At 51.2% G+C, this 21,036-nt stretch carries 16 protein-coding genes; 14 read left to right on the forward strand and 2 right to left on the reverse strand.

The genetic code is table 11. The annotated features are described in order from the left end of the window. Positions 1-38 precede the first annotated feature (38 nt). The 9 genes from ACOXYR_RS24185 to traN all read left to right on the forward strand — a co-directional run bounded on the left by ACOXYR_RS24185 (position 39) and on the right by traN (position 15,543). Positions 39-5,570, forward strand: coding sequence for an Ig-like domain-containing protein (locus tag ACOXYR_RS24185; protein ID WP_000606833.1), 5,532 nt, complete (start codon positions 39-41; stop codon positions 5,568-5,570). A 148-nt stretch (positions 5,571-5,718) separates the two neighbouring features. Next, positions 5,719-6,426 carry a DsbC family protein gene (locus tag ACOXYR_RS24190; RefSeq protein ID WP_001259347.1) on the forward strand — a complete coding sequence of 236 codons (708 nt, stop codon included), beginning with the start codon at positions 5,719-5,721 and terminating at the stop codon, positions 6,424-6,426. Then, positions 6,423-8,870, forward strand: coding sequence for a type IV secretion system protein TraC (traC, locus tag ACOXYR_RS24195; RefSeq protein ID WP_000637386.1), 2,448 nt, complete (start codon positions 6,423-6,425; stop codon positions 8,868-8,870). Before ACOXYR_RS24190 ends, traC begins: the two co-directional genes overlap by 4 nt. A gap of 14 nt (positions 8,871-8,884) precedes the next feature. Further along, positions 8,885-9,202, forward strand: a complete 318-nt coding sequence (locus ACOXYR_RS24200; protein WP_000351984.1) for a hypothetical protein — start codon at positions 8,885-8,887, stop codon at positions 9,200-9,202. Continuing rightward, positions 9,199-9,729 carry a S26 family signal peptidase gene (locus ACOXYR_RS24205; RefSeq protein WP_001010738.1) on the forward strand — a complete coding sequence of 177 codons (531 nt, stop codon included), beginning with the start codon at positions 9,199-9,201 and terminating at the stop codon, positions 9,727-9,729. The genes ACOXYR_RS24200 and ACOXYR_RS24205 overlap by 4 nt, the downstream gene beginning before the upstream one ends. Beyond that, positions 9,692-10,957 carry a TrbC family F-type conjugative pilus assembly protein gene (locus ACOXYR_RS24210; RefSeq protein WP_000621288.1) on the forward strand — a complete coding sequence of 422 codons (1,266 nt, stop codon included), beginning with the start codon at positions 9,692-9,694 and terminating at the stop codon, positions 10,955-10,957. The genes ACOXYR_RS24205 and ACOXYR_RS24210 overlap by 38 nt, the downstream gene beginning before the upstream one ends. Then, a complete protein-coding gene (locus ACOXYR_RS24215) occupies positions 10,954-11,625 on the forward strand; it encodes an EAL domain-containing protein (RefSeq protein ID WP_001337754.1) in 672 nt (223 codons plus the stop codon). Before ACOXYR_RS24210 ends, ACOXYR_RS24215 begins: the two co-directional genes overlap by 4 nt. Then, positions 11,625-12,629, forward strand: coding sequence for a TraU family protein (locus ACOXYR_RS24220; protein WP_043940352.1), 1,005 nt, complete (start codon positions 11,625-11,627; stop codon positions 12,627-12,629). Before ACOXYR_RS24215 ends, ACOXYR_RS24220 begins: the two co-directional genes overlap by 1 nt. A 115-nt stretch (positions 12,630-12,744) precedes the next feature. Next, on the forward strand, positions 12,745-15,543 hold the full coding sequence (gene traN, locus ACOXYR_RS24225; protein WP_421355906.1) for a conjugal transfer mating pair stabilization protein TraN: 2,799 nt from the start codon (positions 12,745-12,747) through the stop codon (positions 15,541-15,543). 38 nt (positions 15,544-15,581) lie between these two features. Here the strand turns inward: traN and ACOXYR_RS24230 are convergent, their stop codons facing one another. After that, the gene (locus ACOXYR_RS24230) at positions 15,582-16,442 is read right to left on the reverse strand and encodes a hypothetical protein (RefSeq protein ID WP_000709517.1); all 861 of its coding nucleotides are present in this window, start codon (positions 16,440-16,442) and stop codon (positions 15,582-15,584) included. A gap of 122 nt (positions 16,443-16,564) precedes the next feature. Continuing rightward, entirely contained in the window at positions 16,565-17,206 is a 642-nt protein-coding gene (locus tag ACOXYR_RS24235; RefSeq protein WP_000796664.1) for a hypothetical protein, read from the reverse strand. 293 nt (positions 17,207-17,499) lie between these two features. Between ACOXYR_RS24235 and ACOXYR_RS24240 the strand changes: the two genes are divergently transcribed. From ACOXYR_RS24240 to ssb, 5 genes are all read left to right on the forward strand, one after another. After that, a complete protein-coding gene (locus ACOXYR_RS24240; protein WP_000547566.1) occupies positions 17,500-17,820 on the forward strand; it encodes a hypothetical protein in 321 nt (106 codons plus the stop codon). A gap of 303 nt (positions 17,821-18,123) precedes the next feature. Further along, positions 18,124-18,309 carry a hypothetical protein gene (locus tag ACOXYR_RS24245; protein WP_001186917.1) on the forward strand — a complete coding sequence of 62 codons (186 nt, stop codon included), beginning with the start codon at positions 18,124-18,126 and terminating at the stop codon, positions 18,307-18,309. A 219-nt stretch (positions 18,310-18,528) separates the two neighbouring features. Beyond that, complete coding sequence (locus ACOXYR_RS24250; RefSeq protein ID WP_000085162.1) at positions 18,529-19,497, forward strand: AAA family ATPase; 969 nt, start codon at positions 18,529-18,531, stop codon at positions 19,495-19,497. A 10-nt stretch (positions 19,498-19,507) separates the two neighbouring features. Beyond that, on the forward strand, positions 19,508-20,416 hold the full coding sequence (locus ACOXYR_RS24255) for a hypothetical protein (RefSeq protein ID WP_000739139.1): 909 nt from the start codon (positions 19,508-19,510) through the stop codon (positions 20,414-20,416). A gap of 60 nt (positions 20,417-20,476) precedes the next feature. Then, positions 20,477-21,007 carry a single-stranded DNA-binding protein gene (gene ssb / locus ACOXYR_RS24260; protein ID WP_000987165.1) on the forward strand — a complete coding sequence of 177 codons (531 nt, stop codon included), beginning with the start codon at positions 20,477-20,479 and terminating at the stop codon, positions 21,005-21,007. The last annotated feature ends 29 nt before the right edge of the window (positions 21,008-21,036 follow it).

A 21,036-nucleotide genomic window follows, 5' to 3' on the forward strand; every position in this document is an offset into this window, starting at 1 on the left:
CATTGGGTTCTTGTAACTCAAAACGAATGGAGAATGCGATGATCAATTTCAAGCCTAAAATTCCGGCGATGCTTGGGGCTCTGGCGGTTCTTACCGCTGGTGCTGCTCATGCAGAGCTGCTGGAATACACCTTTAAGGCTCCAGATGGTACGCAACGGTCTCTGACTCCGAATGCCAACTATGCCAACCCAACGGGCAATATCTCGTTTGCCTTGAGTGCCGGTATCGACCGAAAGGTAAAGATTTCGGTGATTCGGTCGGATGGAACAGTGGTTTCGACAGCGACCAGCCACCTTCTTGGGGCTACTGATCGCATCACAGTGGGTGGAAAATCCTACTATGGTGCGGAACTTCAACTACCGGCTCCTTCCGAGGGAGTCTACAAACTAAGGGCCGAAATACTGGCGTCAGACGGAAGTTCCGTTCAGACTGATGAATACCCGCTTCAAGTCGATACGACAGCGCCAAGTTTGGCAAACGTGACAGTAAAAGGGGAATGGAACCGGGCGCTTTCTGATGGAACGCTACTGCGAGGTCCTAACCGATTTTCAGGTATAGATGTGTCTGCATCTGATGCCGGTTCTTCGGTTTCCTCTATACAGGCGTATGCTGTAGATAGCAAAGGCAAGAGGAGTCCTGTTGTCTCGGTTAATTACGCCAACGGCCAAGGCCAGTTGTTGAACTGGAGCACTGTGTTCCCTAATGGGGAGGATCTATATACGCTTCATTTCGAGGCCCTGGATAAAGCAGGGAACAAAGGGTCAATAGCCTATCCTATTGCTTGGGATTCAGTAGGTGCAAAGTCTGGAGAGAATCCTGAGCCAGTAGCAGTGTATGACCCTAAGAACCCGCAGGCCTCAACTTTTAAGGTTAATGGTCAGGCCCTATCAGGTTTTGCGCCTTATCAGAACGGAATGACCATTTATTCCGATACCTACAGGGTGCTCTACCGGATACCCAAAACAAACTCCTATCCTTCTTCACCTTACGGTGCTCAAAGCGGTAACTGGTGTGATTATAAAAACTGTATTGAAGGCAATATCATTGCCGAAGACGGTACATATGATTATCGGCAGACGCAAGCTGATGTATTCCAGCAACATGGGACAAAAACTAAGTCGTTTATTATTTACGACTGGGTTATGAACTCTCTTGGTAATACATCCGTCAGTGTGAAAGCTGATCCATCGGTTAGCTTGGCTCCCATCGGTAAGTATGTTGAATATCTTAGGGATGATGGTCAGTGGGTCCGCGGTGAAACCATTAATATGAGCTCAGTTAACCATTATAAAAAACTGAGATTTCATGTTGAGCCGAGACCTTACGCTCAGGAGTTATGGGGATCTTGGTTGCCTACTACTAAAATTCCGGCAAATGCTTCTTATGCAGAAGTGGATACGGATATATCGTTCAGTGGGCGCTCATGTTCATGGCCTGGATATTGGTCTCGACCGGAAGGGAAGCCTGAACTTCCGTCTGATCGGATTGGGGCAACGTTCTGCTATGACCTTAACCCTCCTGAAATTGCTGGGTTAGAACGAAATGGGCGGATTTTTAAAGCTCATTTCCGTGAGCCTGATTCATTTGACGGTTGGGGTGTTAACCAGTGGGTTATTTCTAACAACTCAAGTGCGTCTGCGATAACCTCGACTGGCGAAGAACGTCCGTTGTCTCGTACTGAAGTTCTTCGTAGTAGCACAAATGATTGGTTTTTCACATTTTCTGCTGAGAATCTGTCAGAGGGCACATATACCGGCATATCTCTCGTAGCTAAAGATGCTTTCGGTAATGAGGTTAAGCAGGTATTCACTGGCTCCCAATATGCTATGAGCATAGATAATTCAGCGCCGACACTAACCGTATCGATCAGTGATGGAGCACCAATCCAGTCTTTGGATGATGTTGTAATCACCTTGACTGATACTGCCGACCCGAGTCCTAAGCTGACCTCTATTGCCCTCGTCGGAGGCCCAGCCGATGACAAGGTGCAGTTGTCTTGGCGTGAGGAGTCGAAAGGTCGATTCCGCCTTGAGTACCCGGTAATGTTCCCGTCTTTGAAGGAAGGGGAATCTTACACGCTGACTGTTTCCGGTGAGGACGCACAAGGCAACGCGGTTCAAAAGGCGGTTGGCTTCGAGTACAAACCGCGTCAGGTGATGCTGGCGGATGGGATGGATGGCAAGGTTATGGTCCCCGCTGTCACTCATGAATTTGTTCATGCAGATGGCAAGCGGATCATCGAGACCAAGCCGCTGACGCTCAGTGATGGTGCTGTCGTGACAGGTTCATACGACGTGTTTGCGACCCTCCGTTCTGATGCGAAAGTGCCGCTGGTGGTGAATGGGGTGCGTATCGAGCCGGGCCAGACAATGGGGATCATGAGCCAACATGATTTCGGTGCGTCAGGTGGTCGTTTGAGCATTCCGGTTAAACCGGCTGTTCCTGATGTGGTCGGCTCTTCCAGTCTTCTTGTCATGACCTCCGCGCCGAACTCACCCATCTTGGTTGTGGACATCAATACCTGGAAAGGGACGGCCAAGCTCTCGGCTGAATCATGGACAATTCGCCAGGTTATTGACCCGGTGAAAATCTATGCCCTGCCAGAGTCGGGTGTGCCTTGCCGGTTCACCACGAAAGAGGATGTGGCTATGGCCGCAGACCCAATTCGTGACCCGGTGTGTTTGCTCCAATGGGACAGAACTCCGGATGAGGCTGAACAAACTACGCAGGACAACAACGGGATGAAAGTTGCCGGGCTGGTGGGGCAGGCTGTGAGCATTGGTGAACAACCTGTCGAATACAGCCTGTACCTGTTCAGTGGTGACGGTTCCAAGGTAAAAGTTGGGTCTGGCTCTCAGAACCTGACGGTAACTACTGCCTATGGCTCTGTTGGTTACACCCCGATTGATGACATTGCTCAGGTGAATCGCGTCATTGAAGACTTTGATGTGAACTTCAAGCAGAGCAAAGGTCCTGATTGTTCAATCACTCTCAGTGCTGACCGTGCGAAAAACGAGGCCGCGAACAAAGCTGTTGGCAGTGCAAGCCGCACCTGTCTGTTCGAGTGGCAGCAGATCCCCGATGGACTGGTCCAAGACCCGTTATCGGAATCTCCTTCGTTGTCAGGTTCCCTGGCCGAGAACGGTGATCACCCTCTGGGGTGGCGGGTAAGTATTTTCACCCGTAACGGCACTCGGGTGACGTTGAACGACGAGACTTTCAATGTCGAAGCGGTTGACCCACCAGCTCCGACCGTTGAACTAGCCTCCGACTACAACTTCAAAGACAACATCTACTTGGTGCCGATGACAGGTAACTACCTGGGTGATGCCATTATCAACTCTGAACGAGCTGATCTGGATATTGCCATATCGCGCAACTCTGATGTTCTTGAGTCTGAGACCTTCACTCCGGGATGGGGTGCCACCAATAAGGTGTATCGCCGCATCAATACCGATGAGCGAGCGTTGTGGGAGGAGACCACCTACAAGGTGAACGCGGCCTACAACAAGGTGCCTGATGTGAAGACTGAGGTTGTCTACCGGGCTATCTCTGCACCTTCTGACAGTATCCGTCCTATCGTTGAAGTTAAAGGTGATACCGCGATTGACACCCAGGCATTGCCGGTTAGGGTTCTCATCCGTGATCAGTACAAACCTGATGGTGACTATGACGCTAACACGATGGGGGTGTGGAAAGTACGCCTGATCCAGCAAAAGGCCTACAACGAGACGGTTGCGCTCACTGATTATGCGGAAGCATCGAACGGTGAAGCTCAGTTCTCAGTAGACCTGTCTGGTGTGGATACTTCCTCCGTCCGTATCGCTGCTGAGGCTGTTCTGGAAAGCCCTGTTGAGGGTTACAACCGCACAGAGTTGTCTATCAGACCTGCCTTCTTGACAGTGCTTCGTGGTGGTGCCATCGGTGCTGGCGTGGAGGCTCGCAAGTTGTCTGGTGAAGCTCCGTTCACTGCTGTGTTCAAGCTATCTTTGGACGACCGTCAGGATCTCCGGGCTACCGGCCAGGTTGTGTGGGAAACCAGTAAGGACGACGGTAAAACCTGGGAGCAGTTCATCCCAGAAGATCGATACAAGTATCAGCTTGTGAAGACCTTCGACAAGGGGGAGTACCAGGTTCGGGCCAAGGTGGTGAACGTCAACTCAGGTGCGGAAAAGTACACCGAAGCGGTCAGTGTTGTCGCTTACGACAAACCTGATATTGCTGTTATCGGCCCGACCACGTTGTTTGTCGGAAGTGAAGGCAAGTACACAGCGAACCTGACGTTGAACGATGAGCCAATCTCCGGTGGCAATGCCATTGTTGAGTGGTCTACTGACGGTGGCAAAACCTACGCGCAGACAGGGGATAGCATCACGCTTTCGAGCGATGAAGAAACCCGATACCGCCTGTGGGCTCGTGTGCGCTCTGCCACTGCACCGGCTGATGACGGCTATGCCTATGAAGTTGCGAAAACGGCAGTTGACTTCCGAGCAGTGAAGGCCCCCCGTCCTTACGTGACAGGGCCGCGAGTCATTGAGACCGGTAAGAAGTATGTGTTCAAAGCCGAAACCAGCCTGCCTTACCGTGGGATGGACGTGAAGCTGAACGGGTTCTTCACGCTGCCTGATGGCTCAATTGTGCAGGGTGATACTGCTGAGTACGTGCCTTCGGACACTGACCTCAACCAGGCTACTGTAGAAACGAAGTACACCACCTGGATCGAAGGATACCGAGATCAGGGTGCAGAAGCCTCGCATAGCCTACGCTCCCGCGTGTGGCAGTATGTATGGCCGAGCTTCGGAATGCAGGTCAGGAAGAACGCTGACGTGGCTCCTGCGACGATCACCGCGTCAGTGCGGCCAATTGCCTTCAACGGCAAGCTGGAAGAACCGACCTACGAGTGGGAGTTGCCGGAAGGCGCAGTGATTCAGGATCAGCGGCAGGATATTGTCCGGTCCTTTGTGATCAATGAGCCGGGCGATTACAACATCAAGGTGACTGTCCGTGATGCTCGCGGCCATGAAACCGTGATCGAGCAACCGCTCAAGATCGGCCAGGCAGAGCCCTATGCTATCGACCTGCAATACTCTGGCTCGAACAAATACGAGCGTGAGCCTCTGGATGTGCTGTTGCGACCGTACATTTCTGGCGGCCACCCACGCGACCGTATTTCGACTCGCGTCTACTCGGTAGATGGTACGCCGTTGGAAAGCAGCGGTTACTACGGCAGAGCAACTCTGGGCGCTGGTGAGCACAGCATCAAGCTGAAAATAACCTCAGAAATGGGGCATGAAGCTGAGGGCGAGGTGAACATCAATGTGGCAGAGAACAAGTTGCCTGCATGTAGCCTGAGCTCACGAGAGACCGTTGGGTCGTGGATCGTTTATGCGAACTGCGAAGATACCGATGGCCGCATGAAGTCCTACGAATGGACCATTGCCGGTGAGTTGCAGAGCATCAGCTCTGATCGAGTGACTATCAGCAAGGGCACCTATGAAACGATGCCGACCATCTCTCTGGTTGGGGTCGATGACTCTGGTGGCAAATCCGAAGCTGTTACCATGAACTAAGGTTCATTCCTCTCAAAGCCCGGTTCAGACCGGGCTTTTTTTTGTATCGCGCTGGAATTGTCCAAATTGGGCTATTACAGAGGCGAGTCTATTTCCCTCCCCCGGATACACTGCCCAGCATCCAGTAATCCAATCTTAGGGGATAGACATGCGGACAAAATTACTCGGGGCGCTGATGGTGTTCGGGATTATTACCGGCACGGCTCATGCGTCATCGAAATTGGAAATCACCGATCCCAGAGCGGCGAAGATAGAGGACATCGTAGAGCTACCCATCAAAGGGGTTCGAGCCGTCCAAAGTGATGGGCAGATCATGTTCCTCTCTGAAAACGGGCGATTTGTTATTTCAGGACAAATCTACGACCTGTGGAGCAAGAAGCCCCTCAACACGATGTCCCAAATGAGGGATGTAGCGGAGCGTATCCACTTCAAGAGCATGGGCATGGATGTGGACACGCTGAACACCGTTTCGATGGGGCGTGGTGACAAAGAGGTGGTGGTCTTTGTCGATCCTAGATGCGCGGTTTGCCATCAGCTCATGGGTGATGCCAAATCGCTGGTGGATGATTACACCTTTAAATTTATCGTGATTCCTGCTCTGGGTGCTGAGTCCAACCGCTTGGCAAAGAACTTGTACTGCGCGAAAGACAAAACCCACGCGCTCGATGCGCTGATGAACAACACCTTGGGTTCCCTTCCTTCAAAAGAAACCTGCGACCCCGGCCAATACGATCAAACGCTGCTGACAGCTCATTTCATTGGGATTGAGGGCGTTCCGTTCGTGGTTGCTCCGGATGGTCGTGTCAGCAAAGGACGTCCGAAGAACCTGAAATCATGGTTGGAGAGTGTTGAATGATCGTAACCATCAAAAAGAAACTCGAAGAAACGTTGATCCCGGAGCACTTGCGAGCTGCCGGGATTATTCCTGTCCTGGCCTATGACGAAGACGATCATGTCTTCCTTATGGATGACCACAGTGCAGGCTTTGGTTTCATGTGTGAGCCCCTGTGTGGTGCCGATGAAAAAGTTCAGGAGCGAATGAACGGTTTCCTGAATCAGGAGTTCCCGTCGAAGACTACGCTCCAGTTTGTTCTGTTCCGCTCCCCGGACATCAATCAGGAGATGTACCGGATGATGGGGTTGCGTGATGGCTTCCGTCACGAGCTGCTGACATCTGTCATCAAGGAACGGATTAACTTCCTCCAGCACCACACGACAGAACGCATATTTGCCAAGACCAACAAAGGTATCTACGACAATGGCTTGATCCAAGACCTCAAGCTGTTCGTTACGTGCAAAGTCCCCATCAAGAACAATAACCCGACTGAAAGCGAACTCCAGCAGCTCGCACAGCTTCGCACGAAGGTCGAATCATCGCTTCAAACCGTTGGTCTGCGTCCCCGCACAATGACGGCGGTGAACTACATCCGGATCATGAGCACCATCCTGAATTGGGGGCCGGATGCTTCATGGCGACATGACTCTGTGGATTGGGAGATGGATAAGCCCATCTGCGAGCAAATCTTCGATTACGGCACTGATGTGGAAGTCAGCAAGAACGGCATCAGGCTGGGGGACTACCACGCGAAAGTCATGTCAGCGAAAAAGCTGCCTGACGTTTTCTACTTTGGTGATGCGTTGACCTATGCCGGGGATCTCAGCGGCGGCAACTCCAGCATCAAAGAAAACTACATGGTTGTGACCAATGTGTTTTTCCCTGAGGCAGAAAGCACGAAAAACACTCTGGAGCGCAAACGCCAGTTCACTGTAAACCAAGCCTACGGGCCGATGCTCAAATTCGTGCCGGTGCTGGCGGACAAAAAGGAGAGCTTCGACACTCTCTATGAGTCCATGAAAGAGGGGGCTAAGCCAGTCAAGATCACCTACTCGGTGGTTTTATTTGCTCCAACCAAAGAACGTGTTGAAGCGGCGGCGATGGCCGCACGAAACATCTGGCGTGAATCTCGGTTCGAGCTGATGGAGGATAAGTTCGTTGCTCTGCCGATGTTCCTCAACTGCCTGCCATTCTGTACAGACCGGGATGCAGTGCGAGACCTATTCCGCTACAAGACCATGACAACCGAGCAGGCGGCTGTGGTCCTGCCGGTGTTTGGGGAATGGAAGGGGACCGGGACCTATCATGCAGCGCTGATTTCCCGCAACGGCCAGCTCATGAGTCTGTCTCTTCACGACAGTAATACCAACAAAAACCTGGTGATCGCAGCCGAATCCGGCTCGGGTAAATCGTTCCTTACCAACGAACTGATTTTTTCCTACTTGTCCGAGGGTGCTCAGGTCTGGGTTATTGATGCCGGTAAGTCCTACCAGAAGCTGTCGGAAATGCTCAATGGCGACTTCGTTCACTTTGAAGAAGGAACGCACGTCTGCCTCAACCCGTTCGAGCTCATACAGAACTACGAGGACGAAGAAGACGCGATTGTCAGCCTCGTTTGTGCAATGGCGTCGGCCAAAGGCTTGCTGGATGAATGGCAAATCTCTGCGCTGAAACAGGTCCTTTCTCGCCTGTGGGAAGAGAAAGGTAAAGAGATGAAGGTTGACGACATCGCTGAGCGCTGTCTGGAAGAAGAAAACGACCAGCGCCTCAAGGATATTGGTCAGCAGCTCTACGCCTTTACGTCGAAAGGTAGCTACGGGAAATACTTCTCTCGCAAGAACAACGTCAGCTTCCAGAACCAGTTCACTGTACTGGAGCTCGATGAACTGCAAGGGCGTAAGCACTTGCGTCAGGTTGTACTGCTCCAGCTTATTTACCAGATCCAGCAAGAAGTATTCCTGGGTGAACGTAACCGCAAGAAAGTCGTCATCGTGGATGAGGCCTGGGACCTGCTCAAAGAGGGCGAGGTCTCGGTCTTCATGGAACATGCCTACCGCAAATTCCGTAAGTACGGTGGCTCCGTTGTCATTGCAACGCAGTCCATCAACGACCTCTATGAGAACGCAGTGGGCCGCGCCATCGCGGAGAACTCGGCCAGCATGTACTTGCTCGGCCAAACCGAAGAAACCGTGGAATCTGTTAAACGTAGCGGTCGTCTGACCCTTTCAGAGGGCGGGTTCCACACCCTCAAGACGGTACACACCATCCAGGGCGTGTACTCAGAAATCTTTATCAAATCGAAGAGCGGCATGGGCGTCGGACGCTTGATAGTGGGCGACTTCCAGAAGCTGCTTTATTCGACCGATCCGGTGGACGTTAACGCCATCGACCAGTTTGTGAAACAAGGCATGAGCATTCCTGAGGCAATCAAGGCCGTGATGCGAAGCCGTCAGCAGGCTGCATAACCAGGGAGACAGTAATGGACATTAAATCAATCGCAATCGCCGCCATTCTCGGTGCCGCTGGTGGCTTCGGCGGTAGCTACTACGTGATGAGCGAACAAACGGCAAGCATCCATCAGCGTTTGAATCAAACCCCGCCAGTGGTCGTGGTTGACTTCGCTAAAGTGGCGTCGGCGTATCCCGCTGGTGCCTCTCAGGAGGAAGTTGAAAGACTGATGGTCAAGACCAATGACGCAATTTTGAAGTTGAAAGACGCAGGTTATTTGGTCCTTGACGCAAGTGCTGTCGTCGGTGCTCCAAGTGACGTGTACCTCCCTGATGAGGTGCTGAAATGAATTTTCCACTCAAGAAGTATTTCGTCAAAAAGGAATCCTGGAAGCGCTTCGGGGTTAAGGCCGGTGTGACACTACTGGTTCTTTGGGCTGCTGGTGCGGCCTTTGCCAGCCGCTACCGTATTGGCATTGATCCACAACAGGAGAAGTGCCTGCCGGGTTACACCTTCTTCCTCATTGATCTGAACGACCAAACTCTGGAGAGGGGAGCTGTTTACGCCTTCCAAGCCAAGAACATGCAGCCTTTCTACAAGGACGGGACTCGCATGGTCAAAATCCTCACCGGTATGCCGGGGGATAAAGTCGAGATCAACGATAAGTGGAAGATCACCGTCAATGGTGATGTCGTCGGAGAGGGGCTCCAGCTCGCAGGGAAACTACATCTGCCAGAGAGCCACTTTTACGGCAAGACCACGCTGAAAGAGAATAACTACTGGTTTATGGGCAAAAGCCCATTCAGCTTCGACTCACGTTACTGGGGGACTGTGAAAAATGATCAGATCATTGGCCGCGCATATCCCCTGTTCTAAGAGCGTTCTGGTGGCGTTGATATTCTCTGTGGCTGGCGGGGCATACGCTCAAGAGTCTCCGCTCACAGAGCAGGATAAGGCGCTTATTGAGAAAGGAAAGCAAATTGCCCAAAAGGCCCAGAAGATGGAAATGCCATCTCTGTTGCAAAACCAACACATGGACGAGGCTCAGGCCGAAGCCAAGGCATTTTTCAAGCAGCTCCAAACTACTAACCCAACGCTCAAGGAGATGCACCGGAAACAGGCTGAAAAGGGTATCTACTCTGACCATCGGATACTGGTTTTCGCCTCGTTGTCTCTTGGCGAACAGGGGTTAGATGACGTCCTAACGGCGGTGTCAGGCCAGCCTGATTCTGTAATTGTGTTCCGTGGCATCCCGGAAGGAATGAACTTGGGGCAGGGAGTTAAAGCTATTCAGGCGCTCGCGGCCAAAAAAGACCCAGTGCCGAACATCATCATCAACCCTACGTTGTTCAAAACGTACAACATCACAGCCGTTCCCACGATTGTGATGCTGGAGGATGAGCCGCTGCCTGGCGAACAACCAAACGTCGTCGCCCAGGTCTCCGGGTTGTCCGACCCGGTATGGTTGGCTCGGGAAGTGGATAACGGAGAAAAAGGCGATCTCGGCGTTAAGGGGCCGGTGGAGAAAATCAGTGAGCCAGACCTTATTGATGTTGCCAAGAAACGCCTTGCCAATATCGACTGGGAAGAGAAGAAGAAACAGGCTATAGAGCGCTTCTGGACCAAGCAGAATTTCAATGAGCTGCCCAGAGCGCCAAAATCTCGAACACGAGAAATTGACCCTAGCGTCATGATCACCAGTGACATCAGCACTCCGGATGGCACTGTGTTCGCTCACGCGGGTGACGTGATCAACCCATTGTGCGATCCGAAGGAAGTTTGCAAGCCTGGAACGCGGCCATTTACCCAAGCGGTCGTAGTTTTCGACCCGCTGGACAAAAAGCAAATGGAGCTGCTCGCCAAGAAGCTGCCTGAAATTAAGCAGGAACCTGGCGTACAACGGATTACCTATATCGCCACAGAGTTCGACAAAGACAAAGGCTGGGATTCCTACAAGAGTGTCACCGACAACTTTGACGCGCCGGTATATCTGCTGACGCCAGATCTGATTACCCGGTTCGAGCTGGAGCACACACCGAGCGTCATTACTGCCAGAGGCAAGAAGTTTGTTGTCCGCGAACTTGCTGAGGAGGGCGGTGAATGATTTTTGCCCCGGCTTTCCAACCAATTAAAGACGTCGGCACAGGTTCGTTTGTCGCTGCTGAGGTACTGGCTCGTTGGTACGACGAAGGCCGGGTTCTTACACCATCCTCTCTGTCATCACCTCCTTATTGGGGGCTGGTGGATATGGAGATGGCACGGTTCATTCAGGACAACCTTCATTATTGCTTGGATCTGTACCCAGCTCTTTTTCTGAATGTCTCTGAACATACTTTGCAATCAGACGTCATTTTCAAAGCGTGGTGGAGGGTTGTCCGCGACATTGCTAAGAATCACTCATCACGGCTTGTCATCGAGATTACCGAGGGCATTCAGGATGCCTCTCTCGCATTGAGATGGGAGGCTCTTACCGAAATAGGGGTTGAGCTGGCGCTGGATGACTATGGAGACAAAAACTCTTCGCTGGAGCGCCTGAGTCGTTATGACTGGCACTATTGCAAGTTTGACGCGAGAAGACTGCGGTCGCTTGAAGACTACTCGGCCATCCTCCACTGCCGCCGAAAAGGCATACAGCTCATTGCTGAGCAGGTGGAGAGCTTCCCATTGGGGGAGAGCGCCAAATTACTTGGACTGTCATGGCAACAAGGTTTCTATCACGGGAAGCCTGCTGTCATGGAGAAACACTTGAATTACGTAAAGGCCTTACCATGATGCAAAAAATTCTACGGGTCATTGCCGTTAGCGCGGTCTTTTGGGTTCGTTCGGTATCGGCTGACCCTGGGTGCCAGAATGCGGAAGTAATCGGCGGAAAACTGATTACTGACATCTGCTGGAGCTGTATTTTTCCCATCAAAGTAGCAGGGGTTCCTATAAGTGGTGGAGGCGGATCATTCCCGAGTGAAGCCGTAAGCAACCCTCTGTGTATGTGCGAGGATAATCTAGGGGTCCCTCGGCCTGGAGTCACCACTTCTATGTGGGAGCCAGCACGGCTTGTTGAATTTCAGAGAGTGCCTGGCTGCTCATCTGTCTTGAATGGTGTCAGGTTCCCGTTTGATAGGACTAACCAAGGGCATCATGGCATGGGAGACATGGATGGTGGTGATGGTTCTTTTATGCACTATCACTACTATGCGTTTCCTCTGTTGGTGATGCTCGATTTATTTATTAAGCAGACCTGTAATGCTGATGGGTATATGGATCTCGACATCATGTACATGTCGGAGCTCGACCCGACCTGGAACAATGATGAGCTCGCTTTTTTTACCAATCCAGAGGCGGCGGCAGTAGCAAACCCAATTGCGGCGGCTGCGTGTACTGCTGATGCTGTCTCATCAACCGCTGGAAAACCTTTAAAACAGCTTTTCTGGTGTGCTGGTTCATGGGGCACCCTGTATCCATTTAGTGGCAACCAGAATGGTGGAAAAGGTGTTATCCGCGATAGCAGTCTTCTTAGCACAAGGGTTCTGGCTGCTTTGCATCGCCGGGGGTTAGCGTGGAAGACAATGGGTTCTGAGGCTATGTGTAGAGGTGTTATTAGCCCAACACTACCCAAAACGCAGTACAAATTCACGCTATTGCATCCGGTTCCAGAGACAAACTCATCTCACGTAATTGGCGAATCCACTCTTACGTGGGGTCTGGCGCGAACTATACCGGCAATTGGGCAAGACCCTATTTACACCATCTGGCGATGGAATGATTGCTGTAACAATTGAGCAGACCCTAACGAATTTGCACGGGCATTTTAGATTATGCCCCAAAAGGGCCACTACACGTACAGGTGGCCCTTGTCTTCTCAGATAGCATGGGAAGGTTGAAATGGAGAACACAATGCGAAGTCATAATTACTTTATGAAAGCTGTGGCCTCGCTGTTGACAGTAACCATGTCTGCGCTGCCGATACATTCCTACGCTAACGGTAGCCAAGACCAGGACATCACAGCGGTGGGTAAAGAGGCCCAGGCTTTCGGACAAAACCTCTCAAACTCATTCAAGTCGAGCTCGGGGACTGTGCAAGATGGCACAATCTCTATGCCGACGTTGAAAGACGGTCAATTCCAAATGAACGGGGGGAGTCAGATTAATGTCAATGATCTATTCCCCGGAACGAGCGGGACCAACAATAAACCTGATAGTTATTACTTCCCTGATGCCAATAAACCTGATGTGGGCGGTCTGCAAGGCATTTACGACTCTGGCGATGACATGGACAGCGTGGGGAATAATGCAAAAGGGTCGCTGTGGAGTGATGCCAATAGTGCTAATCCATCAATCTCTGGTGCGGCATACAAGGTTCTTCTCGATGCCTCTAATCGATCACGCCCTGATTTCAGTAATGACCCTGTACTAAATCTAAGCAAAAAGACCTATGAGGATATGGACCTCATCGCAGGTGGCTTTGGGGATTGTTCTGCCGAAACAACCATCAATCAGAATACTATCAACGCCCACATTCCAGAGTATGAACGGTGTCAGCGTGTTGTAGATCAAAGCGCGGACTGTGAGGTTGTCCATGACTACGATGCCTCTGTGGTGAAGCACTATGATGGTCCATATAACCTCAAATCTTGTGGAGAAGGCTGTACTGAGTTGTGGATTGGCCGAGTTGGTAACGACTACTGGAGTGGCAACTGTTCGATTTATGAGGAATACACGCGGGTCCAAGTCAGTAATCCAGACGCCATAGTGTCTGCAACTCTTGAGTACGCCAAGTGGGATGACTACATGCAAGTTTGGGTTGGTAAATCAGGTCAGGAAACTAAAGTATGGTCCGGCCCTGACGGCAATTTCCCTCCAGAAACGGCTGGCCGATGTGAATTGTCAACAAGTTGGGAGCGAAACCCTAATATTGATGTCACTCCCTATTTCAAGAATGTGAAAGATGGTGATGTTGTTACGTTTAAGATCCGCGTTTCAGTAACTGGCGCAGGTGAGGGTTTTGGCCGCATAAAGCTACGCTATGACCCATCAAAAGCCATTACCAAGGATGAGTGGGCTCCACAGAGCTGCATGGATTCAGCCAAAGGGGTTGTAGATGGTTTTGCGGAAGGCGAGATCACATGTATAGATGACCCGACTGATGCTACGGGCTGCACAGTCATCAATGGGATCAAAGTTTGCGAATCTCAACTCAAGCCGTCACCTTTGCCTGGTATTCCAAAACTATGCAAAAAGGTTCGAGTTAAAGCTGACTATGACTTTTATAAGGGGCAAATGGACTGCTGGACAGACCCTCAAGGTGAAACGCACTGTCCGGTAAACACGGGCGGGAATCTCGATAGCTGTCAGAAATATGAAGAAAACCCTCAGTGCGGCTTCATCAGTTCCAAATGTGTTGATGGTGCTCAGGGAAGTTCTGGTACGTGCTACGTCCACGAGGATACTTATGACTGTGGTACAGATGTTTCTGTTCCGACCTTGGAAAAGGAAACTGAGTACCAGTGCGGTGGGCCTATACGCTGCATGGGAGATGACTGCCTTGATTTGACCAAAACACAAAGCACTGATTTTGCTCGCGCTACTGCGTTGCTCAATGCAGCCCAATTCATGACGCAGGATATGAGCTGCACAGGCCAAGATGGGGATGACAATCCTACCGGGGATGAAAACGTTATTTGCTCTGCTTTTGCAGGGGAAGCTGGCGAATGCAAGATAGCTGTTGGGGGAGTTTCTGATTGCTGTGAAAAGCCAACCAATATATCTCTTGCCGATTATCTGAACCTAATAATGGCCGTTCCAAAGCTCGATGGCGCAGTGATGGGGCTGACTGATGGTAATGCGCTTAAAGGTGCTTATCAGGTACTTAGGGAACCTGCCCTTCAAGGGTGGACAGAAGTCACAAAACCGTTCACAAGTTATATAGAGAACGTTTCAGGTGCTGTTGATTCGTTCTTCCAGCCTGTAGAGCAGTTTGTTGATCAACTCATTGACCAGCTCAAAGAGCAAGTCAAAGAAGTGATGATGGATGTCATGAAATCAGCAGGCCAAGATGCAGCAACAGAGCAGGCGGCTGCCGCAGCATCTGAACAAGCTGCCGAAGCAATGATGGAGACTGCGACAACATGGCTTAGCACTGCCATGACGATATATACCGTCTATGTCGTTGCGATGGTGATGATCCAGATGATTTATAAGTGCGAGGAAGAAGAGTTCACTATGAACGCCAAAAGAGCGCTCAAGAATTGCACCTATGTAGGCTCTTATTGTAAATCTAAGGTGTTGGGCGCTTGTATTGAAAAAAGAGAAGCGTATTGCTGCTTCAATTCTCCGCTCTCTCGTATTATACAAGAACAGGTTCGCCCTCAATTGGGGCAGAACTTTGGAGACCCCAAAAATCCTCAGTGTGAAGGGATTCCACTAGATAAAATTGCCGAAATTGATTGGAGCAAAATTAATTTGGATGAGTGGCTTGGGATATTACAGCAGAACGGTAAATTCCCTGATCCGGCCTCAATAAATCTCGACTCGCTGACTGGAGCAGGGAATGACTTCAATATTGACGGGACGCGGAAGAATGCTCAGGAAAGGGCGTTGGAGCGGTTGGAAGGGATTGATATTGACGCGAAGCGAAAAGAGGCGACAAACAGCATAGACCCTCAAACAGGCGCGACAACTGGTGGTGGTGGATAAAAAAAGGGGCCTTTCGGCCCCTTTCTCATGTAGATTGATTACGCTTCTGGGTAAACAAATAACTCTGCTTTTCCCTGATCAAGAAGGTAAGGGAAAGCAACTTTTTCGCCATTATCCAGCTCAACCGATTTTGGAGCAAGGTAGAGGTAGGCCCAAGCTGGTAGCTGTTTGCTAATAGCTGCGTAGATCGCTTGCTGAGGAGCATGGCTTGCTGCCCCATTACCGACATTCACAAAGTTGTATGCGGTCTCATGGCCTGATGTGAAGGCATACGCTGTACCTTGAACGCCAGAGACAAAATTAGGAGCTGACCCTAGGCGAGGCTCCACGATTTTCACCTTAACGGAACACATGTCAGCTACCTTACTTTGTCCGTTCACCCACGTCGGGCAACCCCATTCATTCTTGTAGAACTGATAGGTTAGGCGACCATCTTTGTCATACAGAAGCGTGAAATTGGCACCCAAATCAGTCAGCGCTGACTCAATGGAAACTTTCACATGTGAAAGAAATTTGGCCTGAGCGTCTGCCGGTGAAACTGCTTCGTTAGCAGGCATCCAAGCGATCAAGCTATTGCGAGCGCCATGCTGTTTGGGGCCGATAGCCCAGTTCGCAAGGTTGACCAAGCCACCTTGCCAGTCGGTCATTCCGAGCTGAGGGGACATGTAGCCAGACAGCACGTAGGCTGCCCCAAACGTTTTGGTGTCGGTCAGACGCTCCAGCTTGTCACGCGGAACAGAAGCGTCTTGGATGCCTGTTACCAGGCCACCGGCCTCCGCGATGTTGTAAGCGCGACTGTGATTGGTTTTGTACGCTGTGGGTTCGTAACTGCTGGTGGATGCACAGCCAGATAGAGCTGCTACAGCCAGAGCCACGGTGGTGATTAAAGCCTTTTTCATGTTGTTCTCCGTTCTTACCTGAGTTGAATCTGATTTACTTCGATAATATCACAGCATCAAAAAATGCAACCATAAAAGACAAAAAAAAGCCCCTCGGGCGAGGGGCAAAGGTTTGGGCTGGGTTATGCTGCTTTTGTTTTCTCGGCTTCGTCTGCGATTTCCTTGTCGCCGGTTGCAGATTCCGGAGCGGCTTCGGCCACTTCACCTTCTTTGCCTTTGCTGTGGGCGGAAATGCGAGCCCGTTTCTCGATGCCGATGATTCGACCGGCCAGCTTGATGAGGCGTTGCTGCCATTGGTAAGTGGCGTCGGTGCGCTGCTTGCTGGTCAGTACGGTGTTCAGCCAGAGAGTGTCAACGATCCCCATCAGGGTATCCAGTTTGCGGATCAGGTGTGCAAACTGAGCAACCTGAGGAGAGTTGATCTCGATGGTGTATTCATTCGGGTTGGTGTAGCCGGGCATCATGTCGATGCCGTTGTCTTCCATCAGCTTGTTGAGCTGGGCGGTAGCTTTGTCCAGGTCTTCGGAGACCTTGGAAATGTGTTCCAGGATGACGGTTTCAACCTGGTCGATTTCGTCCTGCTCACCGATGATGCGAAGGATCACGTCGATGGAGAACAGGGAGTTGGAAACTCGCTCAAAGCTGCGTTCCATGACGCGCTGAGCTTGGAGGCTGTTTACTTTCAGAACTTGCTTGAAAACAGGGCGAGAGTAGTGGTTGCTGCGGTCGTTGTTTGTGTCCAGTGCTACTTGTGCTTCTGCCATTAGAGATACTCCTAAATTTGAGGTACAGATAAACGCACTGGAAAGGATAAATGCGGTCAATCTGTAACCTGACCTCTCGAAGTGCCCAAAATGGACAGTTACAGCGTTTTCTGTTTAGCAAAGGTGAGCTATATTTGAATCATCTTAGTCGCTCTGCGGCTATAGGTGAGATAGCTGGTCTCCGAAAACAAACAGCATCTAGTCTTATGCCGTATGGCATTACTTAACCCCAAGCCGGGGGCTTCTCCCGGTTTTCGGGTGTTGCCCCTGTTTTTTTACATAGGAGCAACACCATGCACATCATCACTTTCATTGTAGTTCTGCTTGCATCTCTGGGCGCACTGTACGTAGGCGCGAAGGCATTTGCTTTTTCCTTCATCGTTCTCGCTAAAGTGTTCCAGCGTATCGGTTTGTTCCTTTGGAACAAATTCGCAGTTCCTGCAATGCGGTCTGTACAGGCCGTCATCAAAGAACGTGCTGCCAAGGCTGAACAAGCCAAAGCAGTCGTTGAACCTGAGGTAACTCAAGTTCAAGAAGTCGCTAAACAAGAACCTGACTGGGATTATCTCGAAATCCCGACTTACCTTCGTAAGGGCAAGGAACTTGTTTGGTAATAACTGTCGCTGAGTAATCTTCGACACTTTCAAACCCATCGGGGCAACCATACCCCGACGGGGATGTTGCCCCTTTTTGCTTAGGAGCAACATCATGGAAATCGCTATCATCGCTTTGTGTATCCCTACTGGTTGGGCAATCTCTCGTCCTTTCGTGAGAATCGCTGAATCGTTCGGTTACTGCTGATAGTCAACGCAAAGGGAGGGGGCAACCCCTCTCTTTCTGGTCAAGCCTCTGTGGCTTGTCCTCAAAGTCTTCTGGTGTCAGTTGGCTTTGACGACAAGCTACAGGGGGAATGTCGAATGCAACAGAATCTTCATGTTTACGACGATCACGCAGGCATCATCTATCTGGCTGATGGACGCGAGGTGAAATTTGATCCGAAACTGTATTCCAGCTCCTACCAGGCGCACAGTGAAGCAGTGAAGTGGGCCAAAGAAACCGGGGTCATTGGTCAAAACGACGATGTGGTGATGTTCGTCCATTGAGGGAGTGGCCTCCAGGAGAGGCTACTCTCCTCGCTCCTTAAAAGTCTTCTTACTCATGGTGAATACCATCAGTAAGCAGATTTTGTTCTCTTCGGAGAGCGAAAAGTGCGATAGCTGGTCGCCAAAAACAAACAGCAAATTAACGTTAATTTACTAGCCCAACCGGGCGCATCCGCCCGGTTCGGGACGTGGTGCGCCTGTCACAATAGGAGCGCACCTATGTCTCAATACTCTCAATTCTCAGTAAGCAAGGTTTTCGGTATGCCCAGCATTCCGGAGAAGGTAACGGCCATCGGCTACGCTGACGGTTCAAACCCTTTCATCCCTGCCACTGATACCAACTACGTTTTCCGCAAAGAGTTTCTGCGAGAGGTCTTGGCCTATCTCAAAGAGCCTGGCGGTGACGCATTGTTCGTAACCGGCCCTACCGGGTCTGGCAAAACCTCAGGTATCACCGAGATCGCTGGTCGTCTCAACTGGCCTGTTCAGCAAATCACTGCCCACGGGCGGATGGAGCTGACAGATCTGATTGGACATCACGCTCTGGTCGCGGAAAAGCCTGGTCAACCACCTGTCATGAAGTTCATGTATGGACCTCTGGCAGTCGCTATGCGTGAAGGTCATCTGCTCCTCATCAACGAGGTGGATTTGGCCGACCCTGCCGAGCTGGCTGGTCTCAACGATGTCCTTGAAGGGCGTCCCCTTGTGATCGCTCAGAATGGCGGGGAAATCATCAAGCCGCACCCGATGTTTCGTGTGGTCGTTACTGGTAACTCTACGGGGTCCGGTGATGCTTCTGGTTTGTACCAGGGGGTGATGATGCAGAACCTCGCAGCTATGGATCGCTATCGTTTCACCAAAGTAGGGTATGCGGATGAGGAAGCTGAACTCAGCATTCTTGGCCGTGTTACTCCGAAACTTCCGGAAAATGTGCGGAAGGGAATGGTTCGGATTGCTAATCAGGTCCGCAAACTGTTTCTTGGCGAAAACGGTGAAGATGGTCAGATCAGCGTCACCATGTCCACTCGGACGTTGGTGCGTTGGGCGAAACTGTCTCTAGCGTTCCGTGGTGCCCCAAATGCTCTTGAATACGCCCTGGATCAAGCTCTGCTTATCCGTGCGGCCAAAGAGGAGCGTGAAGCCATCCTGCGTGTTGCGAAGGATGTGTTCGGGGACCAATGGCGCTAAGGGGTGACGCATGAAGAAAAATGACTGTTTGTGCCGTCGTTACACTGCTAAAGAGTGGGGCAATGACGAAACCACAATAGAAGTCTTCATTGGCTACAAGTTGCTCCGGGAGCCCAGCTCCTCGGAGCCAGGCCAATTCACGATGGTCGAGCTACGCCGAACCGTCACTGATGGGAAAGCTGAAAATTGGTCTGAGACAAAGCTCGAAGGACCTTTTGAAGCTAACGGCCCAGACACGATCCCAATGTCCTACAAGGACAAAGAAAGCCAGTATGTGTCACAGTTTCTCAGCCAGGGGTACACCTTTCTGGATGAGGTGCTGGTAAACGCAGAGACACAGACGGTGCTGGAAGGGGGGAATGTTTCAGCCGGACAAACAGCCAGCTTGGGATCTCTCAACTGGCTGTTATCTCCGCCCTCTGAGTTACCTCCAGGTGACATAAACCTCTTCAAAGGTTTTGTTGCTGGGGTTTTTGCCAAAGGAGCCGGTTTAATCGGCTTTGAGGTTGCTCGGAGCGAAGGCTCAAATGACTTGCTACCCAGTGTGCTGATGCGTACTGACAGCGGTTATGAGCTTGGGGTTAGCACTGGACTAGGCGAAAACACTATCCATCCAGCTACGCTGGAAGGCGCTGGTGAACTCCGCCCGGAACATGGTCACAAACCCCTGCTGATGTTGGTTTACCTGCAACAGCGTTTCGCGGATGACTTTTCAAACGTAGAGAAGCCGCTGGTGGCATTCTGTGATGAACAGGGTGATACCTTCGACTACGAGCGTTTTGATTCACTAAAACCCCTCATTGAACGGTTTGGTTTCAGCTACGACGAAGTAAGAGCAGATGCAGAAAGGCTTGGCCTTGTATCTGAGCTGATTCGCCTGGCAGAGATCGACGCCGAACAAGAGGATCACTTTTTTTAACCCTTACGGGGGCTTGCTCCCCGAAAGGGGCGTTGGCCCTCTCCAAATAACTTGGAGGTCATGATGTCTAAAGGCGTCAACAAAGTAATTCTGGTCGGTAATCTCGGTTCTGACCCGGAAATTCGCTACATGCCAAGCGGAACTGCCGTTGCCAACTTCAACGTTGCAACAACGGATACGTGGCGCGATAAGCAGTCTGGCGAGCAAAGAGAGCATACTGAGTGGCACCGTATTGTGCTTAAAGGTCGTTTGGCAGAAGTCGCTGGTGAGTACCTGAAAAAGGGCTCCCAAGTCTATCTCGAAGGGAGCAACCGCACCCGGAAGTGGACTGACAGCCAACAAATCGAGCGCTACACCACCGAAGTACACTGCGTTGAAATGCAGATGCTTGGTGGTCGTGGAAATGCACCTCAGGACAACTCTCAACGTGCAGCGCCCCAAAAAGGGCAACGTACAGGAGCCGGTACGCAATCTGCTCCTGTGCAGCAATCAGCACCGCAAGGTGGTATGGGCGGAGGCTATGGTCCCGCTCCTGATGGCTGGGATGATGACATCCCATTCATGCGGCTGCACCACTTGGCTGGCGGGTAACACCGCCAACTCTTACTAAACCCCACGGG

The sequence above is a fragment of the Pseudocitrobacter faecalis genome (assembly GCF_965231525.1).
In the GTDB taxonomy this organism is placed as follows: Bacteria; Pseudomonadota; Gammaproteobacteria; order Enterobacterales; family Enterobacteriaceae; genus Pseudocitrobacter; species Pseudocitrobacter faecalis.